Origin of the sequence: Mesorhizobium sp. CA13, assembly GCF_020165235.1 — a bacterium.
Classification (GTDB): Bacteria; Pseudomonadota; Alphaproteobacteria; order Rhizobiales; family Rhizobiaceae; genus Mesorhizobium.
Genome location: NZ_JAIUHS010000005.1, coordinates 426,610 through 443,913, shown reverse-complemented (window position 1 = coordinate 443,913; position 17,304 = coordinate 426,610). Strand labels below are relative to the sequence as shown.

Annotated in this window: 20 protein-coding genes and 3 pseudogenes; 13 read left to right on the top strand and 10 right to left on the bottom strand. The window is 63.7% G+C overall.

The annotated features are described in order from the left end of the window. Both LB566_RS15650 and LB566_RS15645 read right to left on the bottom strand, forming a co-directional pair. The coding region (locus LB566_RS15650) for a proton-translocating transhydrogenase family protein (protein ID WP_224625048.1) at positions 1-278 on the bottom strand (278 nt) is incomplete at its 3' end. Further along, on the bottom strand, positions 278-1,555 hold the full coding sequence (locus LB566_RS15645) for a Re/Si-specific NAD(P)(+) transhydrogenase subunit alpha (RefSeq protein WP_224625047.1): 1,278 nt from the start codon (positions 1,553-1,555) through the stop codon (positions 278-280). The genes LB566_RS15650 and LB566_RS15645, both read right to left, overlap by 1 nt. Positions 1,556-1,757: 202 nt before the next feature. Between LB566_RS15645 and LB566_RS15640 the strand changes: the two genes are divergently transcribed. The 9 genes from LB566_RS15640 (at position 1,758) to LB566_RS15600 (ending at position 9,134) form a co-directional block, all read left to right on the top strand. Continuing rightward, positions 1,758-3,560: an IlvD/Edd family dehydratase gene (locus tag LB566_RS15640; RefSeq protein ID WP_224625046.1), complete on the top strand. Its 1,803-nt coding sequence runs from the start codon at positions 1,758-1,760 to the stop codon at positions 3,558-3,560. 33 nt (positions 3,561-3,593) lie between these two features. Continuing rightward, positions 3,594-4,787, top strand: a complete 1,194-nt coding sequence (locus LB566_RS15635) for a PilN domain-containing protein (RefSeq protein ID WP_224625045.1) — start codon at positions 3,594-3,596, stop codon at positions 4,785-4,787. Beyond that, the gene (gspM, locus tag LB566_RS15630) at positions 4,784-5,395 is read left to right on the top strand and encodes a type II secretion system protein GspM (protein ID WP_224625044.1); all 612 of its coding nucleotides are present in this window, start codon (positions 4,784-4,786) and stop codon (positions 5,393-5,395) included. The genes LB566_RS15635 and gspM overlap by 4 nt, the downstream gene beginning before the upstream one ends. After that, entirely contained in the window at positions 5,392-5,883 is a 492-nt protein-coding gene (locus LB566_RS15625; RefSeq protein ID WP_224625043.1) for a hypothetical protein, read from the top strand. The genes gspM and LB566_RS15625 overlap by 4 nt, the downstream gene beginning before the upstream one ends. Positions 5,884-6,006: 123 nt before the next feature. Then, positions 6,007-7,212 (top strand): type II secretion system F family protein, encoded by a 1,206-nt coding sequence (locus tag LB566_RS15620; RefSeq protein WP_140552709.1) that lies wholly within the window; start codon positions 6,007-6,009, stop codon positions 7,210-7,212. A gap of 12 nt (positions 7,213-7,224) precedes the next feature. Continuing rightward, complete coding sequence (gspG, locus tag LB566_RS15615; RefSeq protein WP_224625042.1) at positions 7,225-7,665, top strand: type II secretion system major pseudopilin GspG; 441 nt, start codon at positions 7,225-7,227, stop codon at positions 7,663-7,665. Then, the gene (locus tag LB566_RS15610; protein WP_224625041.1) at positions 7,646-8,122 is read left to right on the top strand and encodes a hypothetical protein; all 477 of its coding nucleotides are present in this window, start codon (positions 7,646-7,648) and stop codon (positions 8,120-8,122) included. Before gspG ends, LB566_RS15610 begins: the two co-directional genes overlap by 20 nt. Then, positions 8,119-8,487, top strand: coding sequence for a type II secretion system protein J (locus tag LB566_RS15605; RefSeq protein ID WP_224625040.1), 369 nt, complete (start codon positions 8,119-8,121; stop codon positions 8,485-8,487). The genes LB566_RS15610 and LB566_RS15605 overlap by 4 nt, the downstream gene beginning before the upstream one ends. After that, positions 8,484-9,134, top strand: a complete 651-nt coding sequence (locus tag LB566_RS15600) for a type II secretion system protein J (RefSeq protein WP_224625039.1) — start codon at positions 8,484-8,486, stop codon at positions 9,132-9,134. The genes LB566_RS15605 and LB566_RS15600 overlap by 4 nt, the downstream gene beginning before the upstream one ends. Positions 9,135-9,184: 50 nt before the next feature. Here LB566_RS15600 and LB566_RS30360 read toward each other — a convergent pair. Continuing rightward, positions 9,185-9,348 (bottom strand): annotated as a pseudogene (locus tag LB566_RS30360) (IS66 family transposase zinc-finger binding domain-containing protein); the annotation flags it as partial. Positions 9,349-9,387: 39 nt separating this feature from the next. Beyond that, positions 9,388-9,483: pseudogene (locus LB566_RS30570) on the bottom strand (hypothetical protein); the annotation flags it as partial. Between the two features lie 244 nt (positions 9,484-9,727). On the opposite strand from LB566_RS30570, the gene LB566_RS15590 reads away from it, so the two are divergent. Further along, a complete protein-coding gene (locus LB566_RS15590) occupies positions 9,728-11,467 on the top strand; it encodes an FAD-dependent oxidoreductase (RefSeq protein ID WP_140552763.1) in 1,740 nt (579 codons plus the stop codon). 14 nt (positions 11,468-11,481) lie between these two features. Here LB566_RS15590 and LB566_RS15585 read toward each other — a convergent pair. From LB566_RS15585 to LB566_RS30500, 6 genes and pseudogenes are all read right to left on the bottom strand, one after another. Continuing rightward, positions 11,482-12,006, bottom strand: a pseudogene (locus tag LB566_RS15585) (aldehyde dehydrogenase family protein). After that, positions 11,898-12,125: an iron-containing alcohol dehydrogenase gene (locus LB566_RS15580; protein WP_263495965.1), complete on the bottom strand. Its 228-nt coding sequence runs from the start codon at positions 12,123-12,125 to the stop codon at positions 11,898-11,900. Before LB566_RS15580 ends, LB566_RS15585 begins: the two are co-directional and overlap by 109 nt. Next, entirely contained in the window at positions 12,122-12,334 is a 213-nt protein-coding gene (locus LB566_RS15575; RefSeq protein WP_224625038.1) for a hypothetical protein, read from the bottom strand. Before LB566_RS15575 ends, LB566_RS15580 begins: the two co-directional genes overlap by 4 nt. Before the next feature lie 85 nt (positions 12,335-12,419). Next, complete coding sequence (locus LB566_RS15570; RefSeq protein ID WP_140552714.1) at positions 12,420-13,346, bottom strand: LysR family transcriptional regulator; 927 nt, start codon at positions 13,344-13,346, stop codon at positions 12,420-12,422. Between the two features lie 29 nt (positions 13,347-13,375). After that, positions 13,376-13,792, bottom strand: coding sequence for a DUF1403 family protein (locus tag LB566_RS15565; RefSeq protein ID WP_318012745.1), 417 nt, complete (start codon positions 13,790-13,792; stop codon positions 13,376-13,378). Between the two features lie 323 nt (positions 13,793-14,115). Continuing rightward, complete coding sequence (locus tag LB566_RS30500; protein ID WP_318012853.1) at positions 14,116-14,328, bottom strand: hypothetical protein; 213 nt, start codon at positions 14,326-14,328, stop codon at positions 14,116-14,118. On the opposite strand from LB566_RS30500, the gene LB566_RS15560 reads away from it, so the two are divergent. From LB566_RS15560 to pdxA, 3 genes are all read left to right on the top strand, one after another. Continuing rightward, positions 14,227-14,955, top strand: coding sequence for a DeoR/GlpR family DNA-binding transcription regulator (locus LB566_RS15560; protein WP_318012852.1), 729 nt, complete (start codon positions 14,227-14,229; stop codon positions 14,953-14,955). The two genes, LB566_RS30500 and LB566_RS15560, sit on opposite strands and share 102 nt — an antisense overlap. A gap of 4 nt (positions 14,956-14,959) precedes the next feature. Continuing rightward, on the top strand, positions 14,960-16,042 hold the full coding sequence (locus tag LB566_RS15555) for a four-carbon acid sugar kinase family protein (RefSeq protein WP_224625056.1): 1,083 nt from the start codon (positions 14,960-14,962) through the stop codon (positions 16,040-16,042). Positions 16,043-16,265: 223 nt separating this feature from the next. After that, complete coding sequence (pdxA, locus tag LB566_RS15550; protein WP_224625037.1) at positions 16,266-17,297, top strand: 4-hydroxythreonine-4-phosphate dehydrogenase PdxA; 1,032 nt, start codon at positions 16,266-16,268, stop codon at positions 17,295-17,297. The last annotated feature ends 7 nt before the right edge of the window (positions 17,298-17,304 follow it).

The window sequence follows — 17,304 nt, the reverse complement described above, 5'->3', positions numbered from 1 at the left end:
ACGACGATGACCGAGGAGATGGCGTTGGTGACGGCCATCAGCGGCGTGTGCAGCGCAGGGGTCACCGACCAGACGACGTAATAGCCGACGAAGATCGCCAGCACGAAGATGGCCAGGCGGAAGACGAAGGGGTCGATGGCGCCGCCCGACAGCGCGTGCGCGGCGTCACCGGCCGCCTCGGCGCCGCCGGGAGCATTCGCCAGGTTCTGCACCGCAAGCCGGACGGCAGCACTTGCCTGGTCGAGCTGGTCGAGGGCTTTCTGCAAGGTCTGATCCATCACGCTGTGCCTTTCGACTTGGGCGAGGATTTGGATGCGGCGGTCTTCCTGGGCTTTTTGGGCGCGGGCGAAGCATCGGCGACCATTGTGCTGGCCGGGATCGCGGGCGGTTCGATATACTGGCCCTTTGGCGGCTGCTGGTCGGCCTTGGCGAAGGCCGGATGGACGATCTTGCCGCCGTCGGTCAGCATGGTCGCCTTGACCAGTTCGTCGTCGCGCTTGATGGCAAGCGTCTTCGTCGCCTTGTCGACCAGCGTCTCGAGGAAAGCAAAAAGGTTCCTGGCGTAGAGCAGCGAAGCGGAGGCCGCGACGCGGCCCGGCACGTTGAGATGGCCGACGATCTTGACGCCGTTGGCCGTCGTCACGATCTTGCCCGCCGCGGCGCCCTCGACATTGCCGCCGCGCTCCACCGCTAGATCGACGATCACCGAACCGGGCTTCATCGAGGCGACCATGTCAGCCGAGACCAGCCTCGGCGCCGGGCGGCCGGGGATCAGCGCCGTGGTGATGACGATGTCCTGCTTGGCGATGTGCTCGGCGGTCAGCGCCGCCTGCTTGGCCTGATACTCCTTGGACATTTCCTTGGCGTAGCCGCCTGATGTCTCGGCCGCCTTGAACTCTTCGTCCTCGACGGCGAGGAACTTCGCGCCCAGCGAGGCGACCTGTTCCTTGGCGGCGGGGCGAACGTCGGTCGCGGTGACCACCGCGCCGAGGCGGCGCGCGGTGGCGATCGCCTGCAGGCCGGCAACGCCGACGCCCATGATGAACACTTTCGCCGCCGGCACCGTGCCCGCAGCCGTCATCATCATTGGCAGCGCGCGATCGTATTCGGCCGCCGCGTCGATCACCGCCTGATAGCCGGCAAGATTGGCCTGCGAGGACAGGACGTCCATCGATTGAGCGCGCGTGATGCGCGGCATGAATTCCATCGAGAACGCCGTCACCCCGGCCTTGGCCAGCGCCGCGACGGCAGCATCATTGCCGTAGGGATCCATGATGGCGATGACCGCCGCGCCGCGCTTGTAGCTCTTCAGCTCCGCATCCGTCGGCCGGCGCACCTTCAGCACCACGTCGGCCCTGCCCACATCGCCGGCCTTGCCGATCGAAGCGCCCGCCTTGGCGAACTCCTCATCGGGAATGCGCGACCGCGTGCCGGCACCGGCCTCCACAATCACCTCAAGACCCAGGCCGGCCAGCCGCTTCACCGTATCGGGCGAGGCCGCGACGCGGGGTTCGCCCGAGCCGCCCTCGGCGGGAATGAAGATGATCCGACTCACGCTTGGCTACCCTCCCCGGCACGCGGCGCATTTGCGCGGTTGCCGTATCGTTTAAATCTTACTACAATCCACAAAATGGGCAACTTGTCCACATACCTGAATCCACAAAATGGGCAATTTGTCCAGATATCCGACTGAGGGTACTTGTTCGACAATTGCCGATGCCATATCGATGGCCAAACGGCGGTTCTGGGAGGTGTAAATGTCCAAGACCAATGGTGCGAAGCGGCTGCGCTCGCGCGAGTGGTTCGACAATCCGGACAATCCCGGCATGACGGCGCTCTACCTCGAACGCTACCTGAACTATGGGCTGACCCGCGAAGAACTGCAGTCCGGAAAGCCGATTATCGGCATCGCCCAGACAGGCTCGGACCTGTCGCCTTGCAACCGGCATCATATCGAGCTCGCCAAGCGCGTGCGCGACGGCATTGTGGCCGCCGGCGGGGCACCGCTGGAATTCCCGGTCCATCCGATCCAAGAGACAGGCAAGCGGCCCACCGCCGCGCTCGACCGCAACCTCGCCTATCTCGCTCTCGTCGAGTTGCTTTATGGCTATCCGCTGGATGGCGTCGTGCTGACCATCGGCTGCGACAAGACCACCCCGGCGCTGCTGATGGCCGCGGCCACCGTCAATATTCCAGCCATAGCGCTGTCCGTCGGCCCGATGCTGAACGGCTGGCACAAGGGCGAACGCACCGGCTCCGGCACGGTCGTGTGGAAGTCACGCGAAAGGCTGGCGGCAGGAGAGATCGACTACGACCAGTTCATGGACATCGTCGCTTCATCGGCGCCGTCCGTCGGCTACTGCAACACGATGGGCACAGCGACGACGATGAACTCGCTGGCCGAGGCGCTCGGCATGCAATTGCCGGGCTCCGCCGCCATTCCAGCACCCTATCGCGAGCGCGGCCAGATCGCCTACCAAACCGGCAAGCGGATCGTCGACATGGTGCGCGAGGACTTGAAACCCTCCGACATCATGACTCGGGAATCCTTCGAGAACGCCATCGTCGTCAATTCTGCCATCGGCGGCTCAACCAATGCGCCGATCCACCTCAACGCCATCGCGCGGCATCTCGGCGTGTCGCTGACCGTCGATGACTGGCAGAAGGTCGGTCACCACGTTCCGCTGATCGTAAATCTCCAGCCGGCCGGTGAATATCTCGGCGAGGACTATCATCATGCGGGCGGTGTGCCGGCCGTGGTGGCAGAGCTGATGAAGGCCGGCTTGCTGCCGCACCCTGGAGCCATGACCGCCAACGGGCGCACGATCGGCGACAATTGCGCTACGGCGGAGAATCTCGATGGCAAGGTCATCCGTACCGTGGCCAATCCGCTCAGGAAGGATGCCGGCTTCATCAACCTGAAAGGCAATCTGTTCGATTCCGCAATCATGAAGACATCGGTCATCTCGCCGGAGTTTCGCGACCGCTATCTGTCAAATCCGCAAGACCCCGATGCCTTCGAGGGCGTCGCCGTCGTCTTCGACGGTCCGGAAGACTACCACCGTCGCATTGAGGATCCGTCACTCGGTCTGAACGAGAATACCATCCTGTTCATGCGCGGAGCCGGCCCAGTCGGTTATCCGGGCGGCGCCGAAGTCGTGAACATGCAGCCGCCGGCCTACCTGCTGAAGGCGGGCATCCACTCGCTTCCCTGCATCGGCGATGGCCGTCAGTCCGGCACTTCCGGCTCTCCATCGATCCTCAACGCCTCGCCCGAGGCGGCCGTCGGTGGTGGCCTTGCGCTACTGCGTACGGGTGACCGGGTACGCATCGACCTGCGCAAGGGGACCGCCGACATCCTCGTGTCGGACGACGAGATCAAGCGCCGTCGCGTCGACCTGCAAAACGCGGGCGGCTATGCATATCCGAAGCATCAGACACCCTGGCAGGAGATCCAGCGGTCAATGGTTGACCAGTTGTCCGAGGGAATGGTTCTGAAGCCGGCGGTGAAGTACCAGAACATCGCCGTCACCAGCGGCGTGCCGCGCGACAACCATTAGGACAGTTCCTACTTGGGTTTGCGTTCAAGGTCGGTGCTCGATTGGCGAAGAACTGCGACTGATCTGGAATTAGGGCCTGAAGATGCGCTATCATTTGTATTCACGCGGGCGACGGAACTCCAGATCCGGTGCCGACTTCTGCTCTGGGATTTGACCGGAATGGCTTATCCTTTCAGCGCGGCGATCCGCGGCATCGATGACTGGATCGCGGGACCGGCCTCCCTGCTGGATGAACTCGCGCGCGTCAAGTCCGGCAGCCGCGTGGTCGCGCGGGTCGCGGACGATGGGAGCGCGCTTGAAATCGAGCCGGCGACCAGCCGAAAGCCGTCAGCACCCCTGTTGATACCGATTTCTCCAGACACGCAGGCGCCGGCCGCATTGCGCACCGCGGTGAATGGAAAGGCGGTCCATCTCGGCATCCCGGCGAGTTGGGTGATCGCGCGCCGGATCGAACTGCCGATGGAGGCTGCCAGCCATGTCGAAGGCATCGTTACGTCGCGGATGGGCGCGCTTTCGCCATTGCCTGCTTCCGATATCTATTTCGGCCACAGGGTCCTCGGGATCAGCCGTGAGACGCGGCAGATCACCGTCGCCGTCGCGATCGTTCCGAGGTCGCGTGTCGCTGCCGCCTTGGCCTGCCTGAATGTGGCCGAAGCCCGCCAGGTCGTGATCTCGGCGCCGTTTCCGGAAGGCGATGCCGTGGAAGTATTGACACAGCGGCGCCGGGTCGCCGGCGCGCGTAGCCGGATAAAGGTTGTCCTTGCCGGAGCTCTGGGCGTAAGCTTGGTCGCTGTCGTCGCGGCTCTGGCAGCGCGGCCGATGATCCAGAACAGTTATGCCGAGCGCCGCGCCGCCGTCGAGATCCGGGCCGAGAAGGCGCGACAGGCAATCGCGCTGGCAGCGACTCCGGACAAGGCTGAAACAGCGCCGGAGCAGGAGGCGCTGAATATCAAGGACGACGCGATAAGCGCGCTGGGAGCATTAAACGATCTGGCTGAGGTTTTGCCGACGCATTCCTATGCCGTTGAGGTGTCCTTCACCGATGGGCGCATGCGTCTCTCGGGCCGGACAATGGATGTACCCGAAGTGCTCACCGCGCTGGAATCGTCGGGGCGCTTCGAAGACAGCAAGCTGGTCGGATCGGCCCTGCGCGGCGAGGATGGCGTTACCTCGGAGTTCGAGGTCGACACCCGCCCGCTCATCCGCACGGGAGGTTCGCTGCGATGAGGACGACACCCCTGTGGCGCGACACGCGGCTTCAATCCCTGGTCGTCATGGCCCTGCTGGTCGTCGGAGCTCTTGTACTCGTCGCCGATACGCTGCTGTCCTGGCGCGCGGAAGCGGGCGCGCTGGCGCTCTATGAGGAACGTACCGCCTTGCTCGAAAGCAAGGCGTCCACTTCCCCGGTTCCCCAAGGCGCGAACCAGGCTCTGGATCCCGGCGAGGGCAAGATTCTTCTCGATGCGCAAACCAGTGGGCTCGTCTCGGCCGAATTCCAGCGTCTGCTTTCCAACCGCGTGGAACGCGTGGGCGCCGTTATCCGGCGCGTCGATGTTCCCGCCGACGGTCAGGTCGCCGATATAGGCGATCCTCAGTTGGAGTCTTTGGAGCGCATTCGTTTAACTGCCGATATCGAGGTTATGGAGCAATCGCTGCCCGACCTCATGTATGCCATCGAGGCAGGTTCGCCCGTTATGGTCGTTGATAGCTTCAGGCTTCGGTTGAACCGAAAAGTTGATCTGTCGGGGGGAGATCAGACCTCGAGTTCCATGGATCGGCCGTTGTCGCTGAACGTCACGCTGTCGGCCTTCCGGGAGAAGGGACCCCAGTCATGATGTCCCTGCTGCGCGCGACCCTCATGCTCGCCGCATTCGCGGCCTCCTCGAACCTGTCCTTCGGTACGGAAGCGCTGCCGATAAGGAAACGCCCGGTGAGCGACTATGCGGCGCTTCGGGATCGGCCCCTGTTCTCGCCGAACCGGACTGCCCCGATCCCGTTCGCCGCCGCCGAGCCGGAACCTGTTGTCATGCCGCCCGAGCCGGAACCCGAGCCGCCGCCTGCCGCGGCGCCCGATTGGCAATTGGTTGGCATCGTGCGGTCGGAAAGGCTCAACAGCGCGACCTTCACCACCCCAGCCGAACTGGCGGCCTTCACGCTGCGCACGGGGGAAAGCCGGGAAGGCTGGACCCTGAAGGCAGTCGGCCAGTTTGAAGTCAAGCTCGATGGAGCGGGAGGGCGCGCCTCGCTGCGGTTTTCGGATGAGGCAAGCGGTGAACAAATGTTGCCACCGGAAGAGCCGGTGCCCACGCCTTCAGGGGGTTGATCCAAATGGAGCGGTCGCACATTCCGAGGCTCCGGCAGGGATCAATGGAGCGAGTCTCTTCACAGACAGCAATCAGGAACGAACGTCTTCAGTAGAGGCGTACAGTTAGGAAATTTGGCCTCCATGGTCTCCACGGCATTCGCATACAAGGCTTTGAATGGCGAGGGTCGTCTCGAACTCGGGCGGATCGATGCGTCCGACTCCGACGATGCCGTCCAGAAGCTCGGGGCGCGCGGGCTGATCCCGGTAAGTGTCGAGCAGAGGCAGTCAGCATCGCGCGCACCGCTGTTTTCGACCCGGATACCGGCGGCGCAGGTCACGCGGCTGCTCTCCGACTTGTCGATCATGCTGAATGCGGGGATCCGGATCGACGAAGCGCTGGCGATCATGGAAAAGGAATTCGACAGCGGCAGGCTTCAGCCCGTGGTTGCCGGCATTCGCACCGACCTGGCGTCGGGCAACTCGTTCTCCAGAGCGCTGGAAGCCTGGCCCGCTCTGTTCCCGGCGTTCCAGGTCGCCATGGTTCGTGTCGCGGAGACCTCCGGCAAGTTACCCACCCTCCTGTCGCGCATCGTGCAGGAGCGCCAGCATTTCGAGGCATTGCAGGCCAAAGTCAGTGAGGCGCTGCGGTATCCGGCAGTCCTGTTTGCCGGCACGATCTGCGTACTGGTGTTCTTTCTGGTGGGGGTCGTTCCTCAGTTCGAACCGATGATCATGCAGAGCGGCAAGAAGGACACGCTGATGGTGGTGATGTTCGCGGTCTCGAATTTCCTGCGCGCTTATGGGCTGGTCCTTTTGCTTGCGGCTTCGATACTCGTATTGCTGGGGTTCGTGGCGGCGCGGCGGGGCCTGCTCTGGGCATGGCTTTGGGGTTTCGCCAAGAAACTTCCGCTTCTGTCGGAGATACCGGGGAGCTATCGGACGGGGCGCTTCGCCCGTCTACTGGGCATCATGGTCGAGACCGGCGTGGCGGTTCCTGTGGCTTTCAAGCTCATCAGCGATACCATCGACCACGGCGAGGCCGCGCGGGCACGCGCGCAGCAGGCGTCCGACGCGCTGAGGCAGGGGAATAGGCTTGGCCATGCGCTTGAGATTCTTCAGCTTCCCCCGCTGGCGGTGCGCATGTTGAGGCTCGGCGAGCAAAGTGGCGAACTCGCAGGGCTGGCCTATCGTGTCGCCGACTTCTATGAAGTGCGGCTGGAGCGTTCGCTGTCCCGTATCGTCGGGCTTGTCGGCCCTGCGGCAGTGGCAACCATCAGTATCTTGATCGGTGGTATGATCGTGTCGATCATGTCCACCCTCATGTCCTTCAACGACATGGTCCGCTAGGAGGCTGTTTGCATGAGCGTTCATATCGCAGTTGGTCCCCATCTCATACAGGGCAAGCGTGCCCGGCGCCGCAGGGCGGGCTTTACGCTGATCGAGATGCTGGTCGTGCTGGCCATCATCGGCCTGATCTCGGCGCTCGTCGGTCCTCGTGTTCTCGCGCAGTTGTCCGACTCGCGCGTGCGCGCGGCGAAGCTTCAGATCGAGGCGTTTTCCAGCGCGCTCGACATCTTCTACATCGATGTCGGCCGTTATCCGGTGCAGGCCGAGGGCCTGGGAGCCCTGATTCGCAAGCCCTCGACCATCCAGGTCTGGAACGGGCCATACGTTCGCGGCGAGACCGTTCCGACCGATCCGTGGGGCCATGAATACAGATACGCAAGCGACGGAAAGACGTTCAACATCACCACCGACGGGCCCGGTGGGCGCGGCTCCAATGTGTCCGCCCAGCCCTAAGGGCAACAGCAACCGCAAAAGTGCGCAGCGCGGTGTCGTGCTGCTCGACGTGGTCGCGGCGCTTGCGATCGTCGCCCTCGCGGCCTTCGTGCTGATGCCGCGCCCGCGTTCCAGCATCGGGGCTGCCGAGCTTTCTGGCGAGGCGGTTCGCGTCAGCGGGGAGTTCCGCAAGGGCAGAGCGAAGGCGCTGACCACGGGCAGCGTCGCCGACGTGAGGGTCGATCCGGGAAACAAACGCATCCAGGTGGATGGCGCCAATCCGATCTCGATCAGGGATGGGGTGGCCATGAACTGGGTCACGTCGGACCGGTGTCCCATACGAGGCGGAACCAGGGCCTTGCGCTTCCTTGCCGACGGACGGTCGTGTGGGGGCGTCATGACACTGTCCGCCAGCGGCCGGGAGATCGAACTGCGCGTCGACTGGTTGACCGGCCGCGTGGAAATGAGCCCGAAATGACAGCACGGCGCAGACGCGGCTTCACGCTGATCGAGGTTCTGGCCTCGCTTGCCGTCGCCGTGCTGCTGATCGTTCCGATCGCGCGCATGATCACGGGCACCGCAGGTGCGTTCGCGGGTCTGGAACGATCGACCGAACGCCGTGTCGGCATGCAGGCTGCCATGGCGGCGGCCATGACCCTTAACCCGTTGCGAACGGGCCGGCGCGAGATCGGAGACTTCACGGTCATCGTGGAACCGTACCGCTTCGAACGCGGCGCTGCGCTGGCTCGGGCCGGATGGCAGCTTTACTCCGTCACCGTTCGCAGCACCGACGGATCGGATGACGACGCGATGCAGACCGTGCGCCTCGGCAAGCGGCAATGACGAGGAAACGCAGCGCTCGGGCCGGCTTCACGCTGATCGAGGCATTGGCTTCGCTGGTGCTTGCGACGATGCTGTTTGGCGGGCTGGCATTCTACACCGGAACCTGGCTGCGCCAATGGCAGGGGATGATCGCGAGAGGCGGGCAGGAGGACACGGTGGCGGTGATTCTCGACCGGATGGTCGAGGATCTGGAGGCGGCGCAGCCCGGCTATTCCAACCCCGAAGGAGCCGTTGCGATCCGCTTCACCGGCCATGCCGACGAGGTCACCTTCGAGCGCCCGGCGCTCGGCTACGAGCCGCGGGCGGGAGTTGATGACATCACCTATTCGATGGGTCAGGCCGGAGCCGACGGGGCCCTCATTCGTGCCCGCCGCGATCACATGAGGGACGGGGGCGGGGAGGATCTTCCGCTGGTGCGCGGCGATCTGAAGCTTTCGTTCAGCTATGCCGGGCCGGACGGCGCGCTCAGCCCCGAATGGACAAGCATCAACCGCATGCCGTCACTCGTGCGCATCGAGATATCCGGCAGTTCTCCGCGTCCCTGGCGGCAATGGGCCTATGCGCGGCTGCGCGTCGAGTTGCCCGCGCGTTGCGGCGCGGCTGATGCGCTCGCGCCGTGTCTGCAGCGCTACGGCATCGGCTTCTGAACTCCGCAGGGCTGTACCACGGCAGGGGGTCGGCAAGACCTCCTCGTCCGGCCGCGCGACGTCACGTGGAAAAGCGCCGGCTGCGTGATCTTCTCGCATTCACGGCACGAGAACTTCTCGCGCACCGTCTGGATCACCTTCCACTGCCGCGGAACCACCAACGTCTCTGTGATGTCCTCGCCCAGCTTCGACAGTTCATCGAGCCGCAGCAGGAAGGGGACCGAAAAGCTGGACCGGGTGTCGTCTCGATTTCCTGCAATGCCTTGCTCGCGCCCGTTTGCGTCAACGCGACCTGCTGCGAGGCCTTCAGGAGCGAGCCGTGCTCGCCCAGCGCGACCAGGAGCCGCAGCTGTTTCAGGTGGAGCCTGGAAATGATCGAGTGGGGCCGGTGGGGTCATGCCTGGGTTGCGTAAATGTTATACCGAGATCACATCTTCTCAGTTGTCGCGCGAGCGAATGCTGCAATACTCCGGTCGGCCAAAGTCTCTACGACGATCACGACTAATGAGTTTCGCTGTTCAGGCCGAGATTCATGCAATCCCGAATGCGCTGGCCCGAATGCGCTGGTCTAGAAATATCAGGAGGAGAACGTAATGACAGTCAGCCGACGCTCATTGTTGAAGGCCGGTGCCGGAATCGCCGCCGCAGGGGTGGCCAGCAGCATATTGCAGCCGAGCATTGCCAATGCCGCGGACCCGCGCGTAGCCGATATCGTCGTTGTGGGTTGCGGCTCGGCGGGCCTCGGGGCCGCAGTCGCCGCCGCAGAGGCCGGCGCGTCGGTTATTGTCCTCGAAGCGCAACCGCACATCGGGGGACGTGGCATCGTCAGCTCAGGCAACATTCCCCTGGGAGGCGGAACCGCTGCCCAGATGGCGGCCGGCATCGCGGACTCGCCAGACCTCCTGTATCGCGACCTCACCGACTGGTCCATCGTCCAGGCGAACGGCTTTCCGAGCTACCGCTATAACGATCGCGAGCTGATCCGGGCATTTGCCGACGTCAACGTCGACCTTTACAACTTCCTGGTCCGCCATGGCGTCGTGTGGACGAAATCCACGCCCGACAATGTCGGCGGCAATGAGGTCGGCAACTCGGTGAACCGTATGATGCATACGGCGATCATGAACTACGTCTCGGTCCGGACCGGCTTGCCGGTAGCCGCAAGCCAGCAGCGGACGACGTCTCAAGGACCCGGCTTCATATATCCGCTGGAGGCCGCGGCAAAGGCGCGTGGCGTGAAGATCCTGCTGAATTGCCGTTTGGAGTCGCTGCTCCGGACGAAAGCGGGCGTGGTCGGGGTCGTAGCCTCTAATCAAGGCCGCCTCGTTAACATTCATGCACGCAAGGGCGTAGTGATCGCGAGTGGCGGCGGAAACGGGAATGTGGAATACCGCCGACAGTTCGACCCGCGGCTCACCGCGGAGTACTGCGGCGTCGCTGGCGAGCCCTATTCCTTCCAAGATGCCAGCGGCATACTCGCAGGGCTGAATGTCGGCGCGTCCCTCGCGGGCACGTACAACCAGACTGGAGAGTTCGGCACTAACATCACCAAGCCAACCGCCATCGGAACGCGGTACAACTACTCGTTCCTACAGTGGGGGCCCAATAGCCCTGTCTTCCACCTTGCGAAAGCTTCGGGACTAGCCAACGTCAACAACCAGAACGTTATCCACGTAAACATGATCGGGAGGCGGTTCTACGACGAAACGGGAGGTCAATTCGGGACGAACAGCGCTGGCTCGGTCAACCCGTACACTCAGGGCAGCTACCTGAACGCCAAGAACATCACATACAACCCACAAAACTGGATCAACGCCGCTCTGGCTGGAATCGGCGACGGCCACAACGGCGGTGGCCCGATCTGGGCCATCTTCGATGCAGATGCCGTGGCCCGCCAGAGATGGACTGTGGCGCCGCCCTTCGTCGATCCTGATGGATTCTTCTTCCAGGCAAACACGCTGGAGGAACTCGCACAGAAGATCGTCATGCCGTATCAGCGTGTTCCCATGCCGGCAAGCAACCTGGTCAACACGGTGACGCGCTACAACAGCTTTGTTGACGCGGGTGCCGACGCCGACTTCGGCAAACCGACACCGCAATACAAGATCCAACGGGGCCCCTTCTATGCCGCCTGGTCGACGCCGGTGATCCACGACGCCCGGTCCGGCCTGCGCATCAACGGCTCAAGCCAGGTCCTCGACTATGCCTCTCAGGTGATTCCCGGCCTCTACGCCGCCGGCGAAGCTGCTGGCGGATTCAGTCAGCACGGGAACGGTCGAGCTCTCTCTCAGGGCATCATCGCAGGAAGGCACGCAGCCTCCAGTTCGTATTAGCAGGACCGCAGCTCTCAACAATAGTCCCGCCAGGCCTCACGGTCCGGCGGGACTATCTGTTCCTCGGACCCGGCCAGTGATTCCAGCACCGGCGGCATGGGGAACTTGGTCATGCGCGCGACACAGGCCTGCGCGATGCGCTGGCCGGTGGCCACCGAGCCGGTGAAGCTGATCGCGTTGACGCGTTTGTCGTCCAGCAGCACCCGGCCAATTTTCGGAGCCGCGGCCCATCACCAGGTTGAACACTCCCGCTGGCCGGCACGCGCGGTGCAGGATGTCGGCGATGGCCCAGGCGCTGCCGGCACGAGATCGGCCGGCTTGAGTACCACGACGTTGCCGCAGGCCAGGGCCGGGGTGATCTTCCAGGCGGGGATCGCGATGGGGAAGTTCCAGGGCGTGATCAGGCTCACGACGCCTACGGGCTCGCGGGTTACTTCCCGTTGAATGCAATCACGGCCGGCAGGAAGATCGCGTTCAACGTGCCGCGATGCAGCCGCGGATCGATGCCGCCGAGCGAGTGGCTCAGGCTGTGCACGCACCCGAGCCCCTTCTGGGACGCCAGCGCGCCTTGCATCGACGCGCTCATCATGTTCAGCCGCGCGTCGCGGTCGCCGGGCTGGCGCGTTGCGCGCTCAATGTTGCGCCAGGCGCGTCTCAGCCCATCGAGGGCGATGCCGTCCGGGGCGGATTGAAGGCGGGCGACAGGAAGGTCCCGATGCAGTGTGCGATGGCATCCCGGTAGCCGCCGTCAGCGCTCGGCAGGCCCAGGTCAGTGCCGAACTCGAACTGGATCTGGGTGATGTAGTTGATGAGAGCCGTGCAATGAGCGCTGGTTATAGCACACGAACCGGCCGAGATCACCGCCACAGGCCGCTTCCGATGCTTTTTTCAGGGCGAAGGCGACGCCCTGGCGGATACAGCGCTGACCGGCGCGGTCGCGCCGACCTGATGCTCAGGACTGGCGATGGAGCAATTCGTCGATCAGCAGTTTGGCGGCGGGCGGGACCCACGCCCCCTTGCGGGTGACGAGCTCATAGGCCTCGCTTCGCGACGCCAGGGCCAGCGGCAGGATGCGCGTCATCTGCCGGTGCGCGAAGAACTGCGCGACTTCGATCGACACCAGGGCCACGAAGGACGGGTTGGCCTGCAGCAGCGCCAGCGTCGCAAAAGCGGAGGTCGTCTCGAGCAGGTGCTGCGGGAACCGGATCCCGCAATCGCGGTATTCGCGTTCGAGCAAGAGCCGCATCGGCATGTTCGCGCGGTATACCACCCATCGGTATGGCGCCAGCTCCTGCAGGGTGAGCTTCTTCGCGTGCCGCAGCGGATGGCCGACGTTCGCGATCACCGCGAGCGTTTCATCCTGGAGCTTCACGCTGTCGTAGACCTGCGGCGCCTGGCTGATGGTCGTGCGGCAGACCGCCAGGTCGAGCCGGCCGGCGTCGAGCTGGGCCAGCAGGGCGGCGCTGGTGTCCTCGACGATCTCGACGGACAAGTCGGCCTGCCGCGCAACGAGCGCGGAGATGGCATCGGTGAGCAGCGGCACCGCGCCCATGATGACGCCGGCCGCCACCCGCCCGCCCTGGCCACGCATGATTCCGACGATCTCGTCGCGCAGGTGCGCGAGATCCGTCTGGATCAGGCGCGCATAGCGGATGACGCAATGGCCGACGGCATTGGGCTCAAGGCCCCGATTGGTGCGAACGAACAGCGGCGTGCCGAAGGTCGTCTCGATTTCCTGCAATGCCTTGCTCGCGCCCGGTTGCGTCAACGCGACCTGCTGCGAGGCCTTCAGGAGCGAGCCGTGCTCGCCTAGCGCGACCAGGAGCCGCAGCTGTTTCAGGTGGAGCCTGGAAATGATCGAGTGGAGCGGTGGGGTCATGCTTGGGGTGCGTGAATGTTATGCCGAGATCACATCGCCCGCAAGGATTTCGAATGAAGATCATTGGCGGCTTCGCCACCCGGGACCCACGTGCGGTCAACCCAGCCGCTGTGCCAACAGCGCGTCGGCGAACCAGGACCCGACAAGTGCGTGAAAGGCCTCGGCGCTCGACGGCCTCGAAGGCGCCGATCATCGTTCCGACAGCCGCGGGTCGCAGCAAGATGCGTAAGCTCGTCTGCCAAGTCGGCCGCCGTCTCGTCATCCCGGGCAAGCCCCAAGACATCGAGAACTCCGACGAGGCTCGCCTTCGTCAAAAGATCCTCCGCCGGCCGAGTTGCCAGCCAGCGCCGAGCCAACAGCATTCGGCCGGCGGGACAGACGTCGTCTCCAGGTCGCGTCAGCAGAACGGCATCATGAAGCGCCGTTTCATCTTCTACACGCCCCATTTGCCGCGCCGTTACCGCCGCAGAAAAGTTTTTGACGAAAACTGCTCGGTTTTTCAATCTCTCCTGACCAAGATTGACCACATTTGATTAGCACATGCGGTCAAAATCAGTCAAAATAATTCCAATGAAGCCAAAAACGGTGGGAATTCGCCCACCAACAATGACAAACGATTGGGCTCACTGGATGGATTCGTGATATTTGCGGGATATCGCTTGCCGTGATTCAGGCGAGCGCGTTTGCGGCACCGTGCGGAGATACAAACGTGGCAAGGAATGTCCGGAAATCAGCGGTGGAGGACATGGCGCCCTCGGCGTCCGCCGGATCATGGGAAGACGATGGCGGGCGCGGGCGGGTCGATTTGATTCCGGCCAAGCGTCATGCCTTCATTCTCGAATGCCTTAAACGACAAGGAGCCGTAGGCGTTCAGGAACTCATCGACCTCATCGGCGCATCGCCTTCGACCATCCGGCGCGATCTCGAGACGCTTGAACGGCAGGGAGCACTGGAGCGAACGCATGGCGGCGCGATGCTTCAACGCACGGAACTCGCCACCTTCGAGCCGGATCTCGCCACTGCGGCGCATTTCGCCAGGGCCGAGAAAGAGGCCATCGGCGCCGCCATGATGTCGGAACTTCGCGCCGGCCAAAGTGTCATTTTCGACGCCAGCACGACCGTGCTGGAAGTCGCCCGCGCCATCGCGGCGGCGCCTATCCCGCTTACGGCCGTCACCAACAGTCTTGCGATCGCGCAGATACTTGCAACCGTGCCGGAAGTGCGCCTGGTCATGCTGGGAGGCACCTGCAAGCCAGGCTCTCTGACCCTGGTCGGCCAACCCGGCGAGAATTTCCTGCGAACCATCCACGCCGACGTGGCCATCCTGGGAACGCATGCCATCACCGGGGACATGCTCACGGAGACCTCGCTGGAGGTCGCGGCGATGAAGCAGGCGATGATCGCGGCGGCGCGCCGTGTCGTCGTGCTTGCGGACAATTCGAAGTTCACTGCCCCTAATTTCTGCACCATCTGCCGTCTGGCCGATATCCACCAGATCATCACCGACGAGGGCATCGATCAAGCTCACCTCACCAATCTTCGCACGCTCGATGTGAACGTCCGCGTCGTGCGCGTCAGCCGTCCAGGTTCTTCAGTTGAGCGCTCTTGAGGGCGTGGATATCCGGGTCGTAGCCGACGACCTGACCGGCGCCCTGGACAGCGCGGTTTCCTTCGCATCGCCCGGCCACGGCATTGGGGTGAGCTGGCGACTGGACGGTCCGTTTTCGGAGCGCATGGCTGTCGATGTCGCCACACGAGAGGGCGCCGAGGCGACGGCCGTCGCGAGGCACCGGGCGCTCGCGCCATGGCTCGCCGCCGGACAATTGAGTTTCAAGAAGATCGACAGCCTTTTGCGCGGTCACGTCATCGCCGAAATAGAAGCCTGCATCGCCAAGGGGACGTACCAGCGCGTTGTGCTGGCGCCTGCTTTCCCATTTCAGGGGCGCGTTACGCGCGTCGGACGCCAATGGCGGCTCGATCGGCCCGAAATGGTAGGTCCCGACCTCCTCGCCGACCTCGGCCAGCGCTTTTCGGCCGGGCGTTCAACACCGGGGGCACGGCCGGTTCATTTCATCACCCTCTACGATGCCGAAACGGACACGGACCTGGACAAGATCGTCGCAACGGCCGGAATGCCGGAGGCACGGACCTTGTGGGTCGGTACGGGCGGCTTGGCGGCGGCACTCGCCCGGCACATGAAAGCACCGCAGGAGCCTGCTCTAGCGTTATCCGCGCCGTTCCTTGGCCTTGTCGGCACAAATCACGAGGTCACGGCGGGACAGGTGGCCCTCTTTGCCGCTCGGCATGCGGATGCGCATATCGTTATTGAACGCGACACCGACAAAGCGAAAAAGCGCTTGGCGGAACGGATGATGCAAGGCGCGCCTTCGATTGTCAGCGTCGCCGCATCGGGTGATCGCCGCGCGGTGGCGGATCATATCGGCAAGGTGTTTGCCTCGCTTCTCGAAGGCCTGCCAAGGCCCGGCACGTTGCTCGTCACTGGCGGCGAAACATTGCGGTCGGCGTGCGACAGCCTGGGCGCCGTCGAACTCACGGTCGAAAGCCAGATTGAGCCGGGGCTGCCGGTTTCCGTCATCAAAGGCGGCATTTTCGAAGGACTGGCCACGATTTCGAAATCGGGCGCGTTCGGTGACAGCGCCCTGCTCTGCAGGCTCGCCGCTCTCGCGCGTTCCTGATCAGGACAGTCGCCGGCGAAGCGTCGCCACATCCGCCCTGCTTGTCAAATAGCGTCAAAACACACTGCGAAGCCGGGTGCGGTCGAGATTTCAGCCGCAGAGGGAGAGGCGGAAGCGCGATCAGCCGTGAAATTTGATTGCGAATGATCGCGAAAGAAAAGTATTGCGCATATCTGGTTAGAAGGATTAGAAGATGATCACAATTGACCGATATGGGGTGTTTATGTCTGGTCCAAGGCTCGGCATCACAATGGGTGATCCCGCGGGCATCGGCCCCGAGATCATCGCGAAGGCATGCGCACGGCTGAAACCGCGCCTTGCCGACGGGTCACTGTCGCTTCTCATCATCGGCAGCGTCGCCGCGATGCGCGCGATGGAGTCCATTTCAGGACGTATCGAGCGGGAAGAACCGTCGGCTTCGGCCGCCAGACCGTTTCCGCCTGTAGCCATTCTTGAGGCCGGACCAGAGCGGACACCCATAGAGACAGGCGTCATGTCGGCCGAAGGCGGGCGCCTCGCCTATCTCGCGATCGAAAAAGCAGTTCGCCTGGCCCAGGCCGGCTCGATTGCGGGCATCGTGACGGCTCCCCTCAACAAGGAAGCGCTCAACCTGGCCGGCTATCATTATGCCGGTCACACCGACATGCTGGCGGACCTGACGGGCGCCCGCGATTCCGTGATGATGCTTGCCCATGGCGATTTTCGCGTCAGCCATGTCTCGACCCATGTGGCGCTGGCTCAGGTTCCATCGAAACTGACCGAACCTCGATTGCGGCGGGTGATCCAGTTGACTGTCGAGGCATTGCAAGGCCTCGGCATTGCGCATCCGCGCATTGCGATTGCCGCGCTCAACCCGCACGCTGGCGAAGGCGGCATTTTCGGTCGTGAGGATATCGACATCACGACCCCGGTCGTCGCCTCTTACACATCGCCCGATTTCAGCGTGGCTGGACCTGTTCCGGGCGACACGGTCTTCGTCAAGTTGCGTGCCCGTCAGTATGACGCCGTGGTCGCGATGTATCACGATCAGGGCCATGTCCCGGTGAAACTGCTCGGCTTCAATGTCGATCCCGCGACCGGCGAGTGGAAAGCGCTCTCCGGTGTCAATGTCACGCTCGGCCTTCCGATCATCCGCACCTCCGTCGACCACGGCACGGCCTTCGATATCGCCGGCAAGGGGATCGCCAACGAGGACAGCCTGGTCGAGGCGATCGAATTCGCCGTCCAGATGGCCGCGGCAAAATCCAAACCTTAGGCGCCGG

Excerpts from the sequence above, each read along its gene's own strand:
- LB566_RS15600 (WP_224625039.1), top strand. The coding sequence starts at position 8,484 with ATGACGAGGAAACGCAGCGCTCGGGCCGGCTTCACGCTGATCGAGGCA.
- LB566_RS15625 (WP_224625043.1), top strand. The coding sequence starts at position 5,392 with ATGATGTCCCTGCTGCGCGCGACCCTCATGCTCGCCGCATTCGCGGCC.
- LB566_RS15620 (WP_140552709.1), top strand. The coding sequence starts at position 6,007 with ATGGTCTCCACGGCATTCGCATACAAGGCTTTGAATGGCGAGGGTCGT.
- LB566_RS15605 (WP_224625040.1), top strand. The coding sequence starts at position 8,119 with ATGACAGCACGGCGCAGACGCGGCTTCACGCTGATCGAGGTTCTGGCC.
- LB566_RS15610 (WP_224625041.1), top strand. The coding sequence starts at position 7,646 with ATGTGTCCGCCCAGCCCTAAGGGCAACAGCAACCGCAAAAGTGCGCAG.
- LB566_RS15565 (WP_318012745.1), bottom strand. The coding sequence starts at position 13,792 with ATGGGGCGTGTAGAAGATGAAACGGCGCTTCATGATGCCGTTCTGCTG.
- LB566_RS15590 (WP_140552763.1), top strand. The coding sequence starts at position 9,728 with ATGACAGTCAGCCGACGCTCATTGTTGAAGGCCGGTGCCGGAATCGCC.
- LB566_RS15640 (WP_224625046.1), top strand. The coding sequence starts at position 1,758 with ATGTCCAAGACCAATGGTGCGAAGCGGCTGCGCTCGCGCGAGTGGTTC.
- gspM (WP_224625044.1), top strand. The coding sequence starts at position 4,784 with ATGAGGACGACACCCCTGTGGCGCGACACGCGGCTTCAATCCCTGGTC.
- pdxA (WP_224625037.1), top strand. The coding sequence starts at position 16,266 with ATGTCTGGTCCAAGGCTCGGCATCACAATGGGTGATCCCGCGGGCATC.
- gspG (WP_224625042.1), top strand. The coding sequence starts at position 7,225 with ATGAGCGTTCATATCGCAGTTGGTCCCCATCTCATACAGGGCAAGCGT.
- LB566_RS15570 (WP_140552714.1), bottom strand. The coding sequence starts at position 13,346 with ATGACCCCACCGCTCCACTCGATCATTTCCAGGCTCCACCTGAAACAG.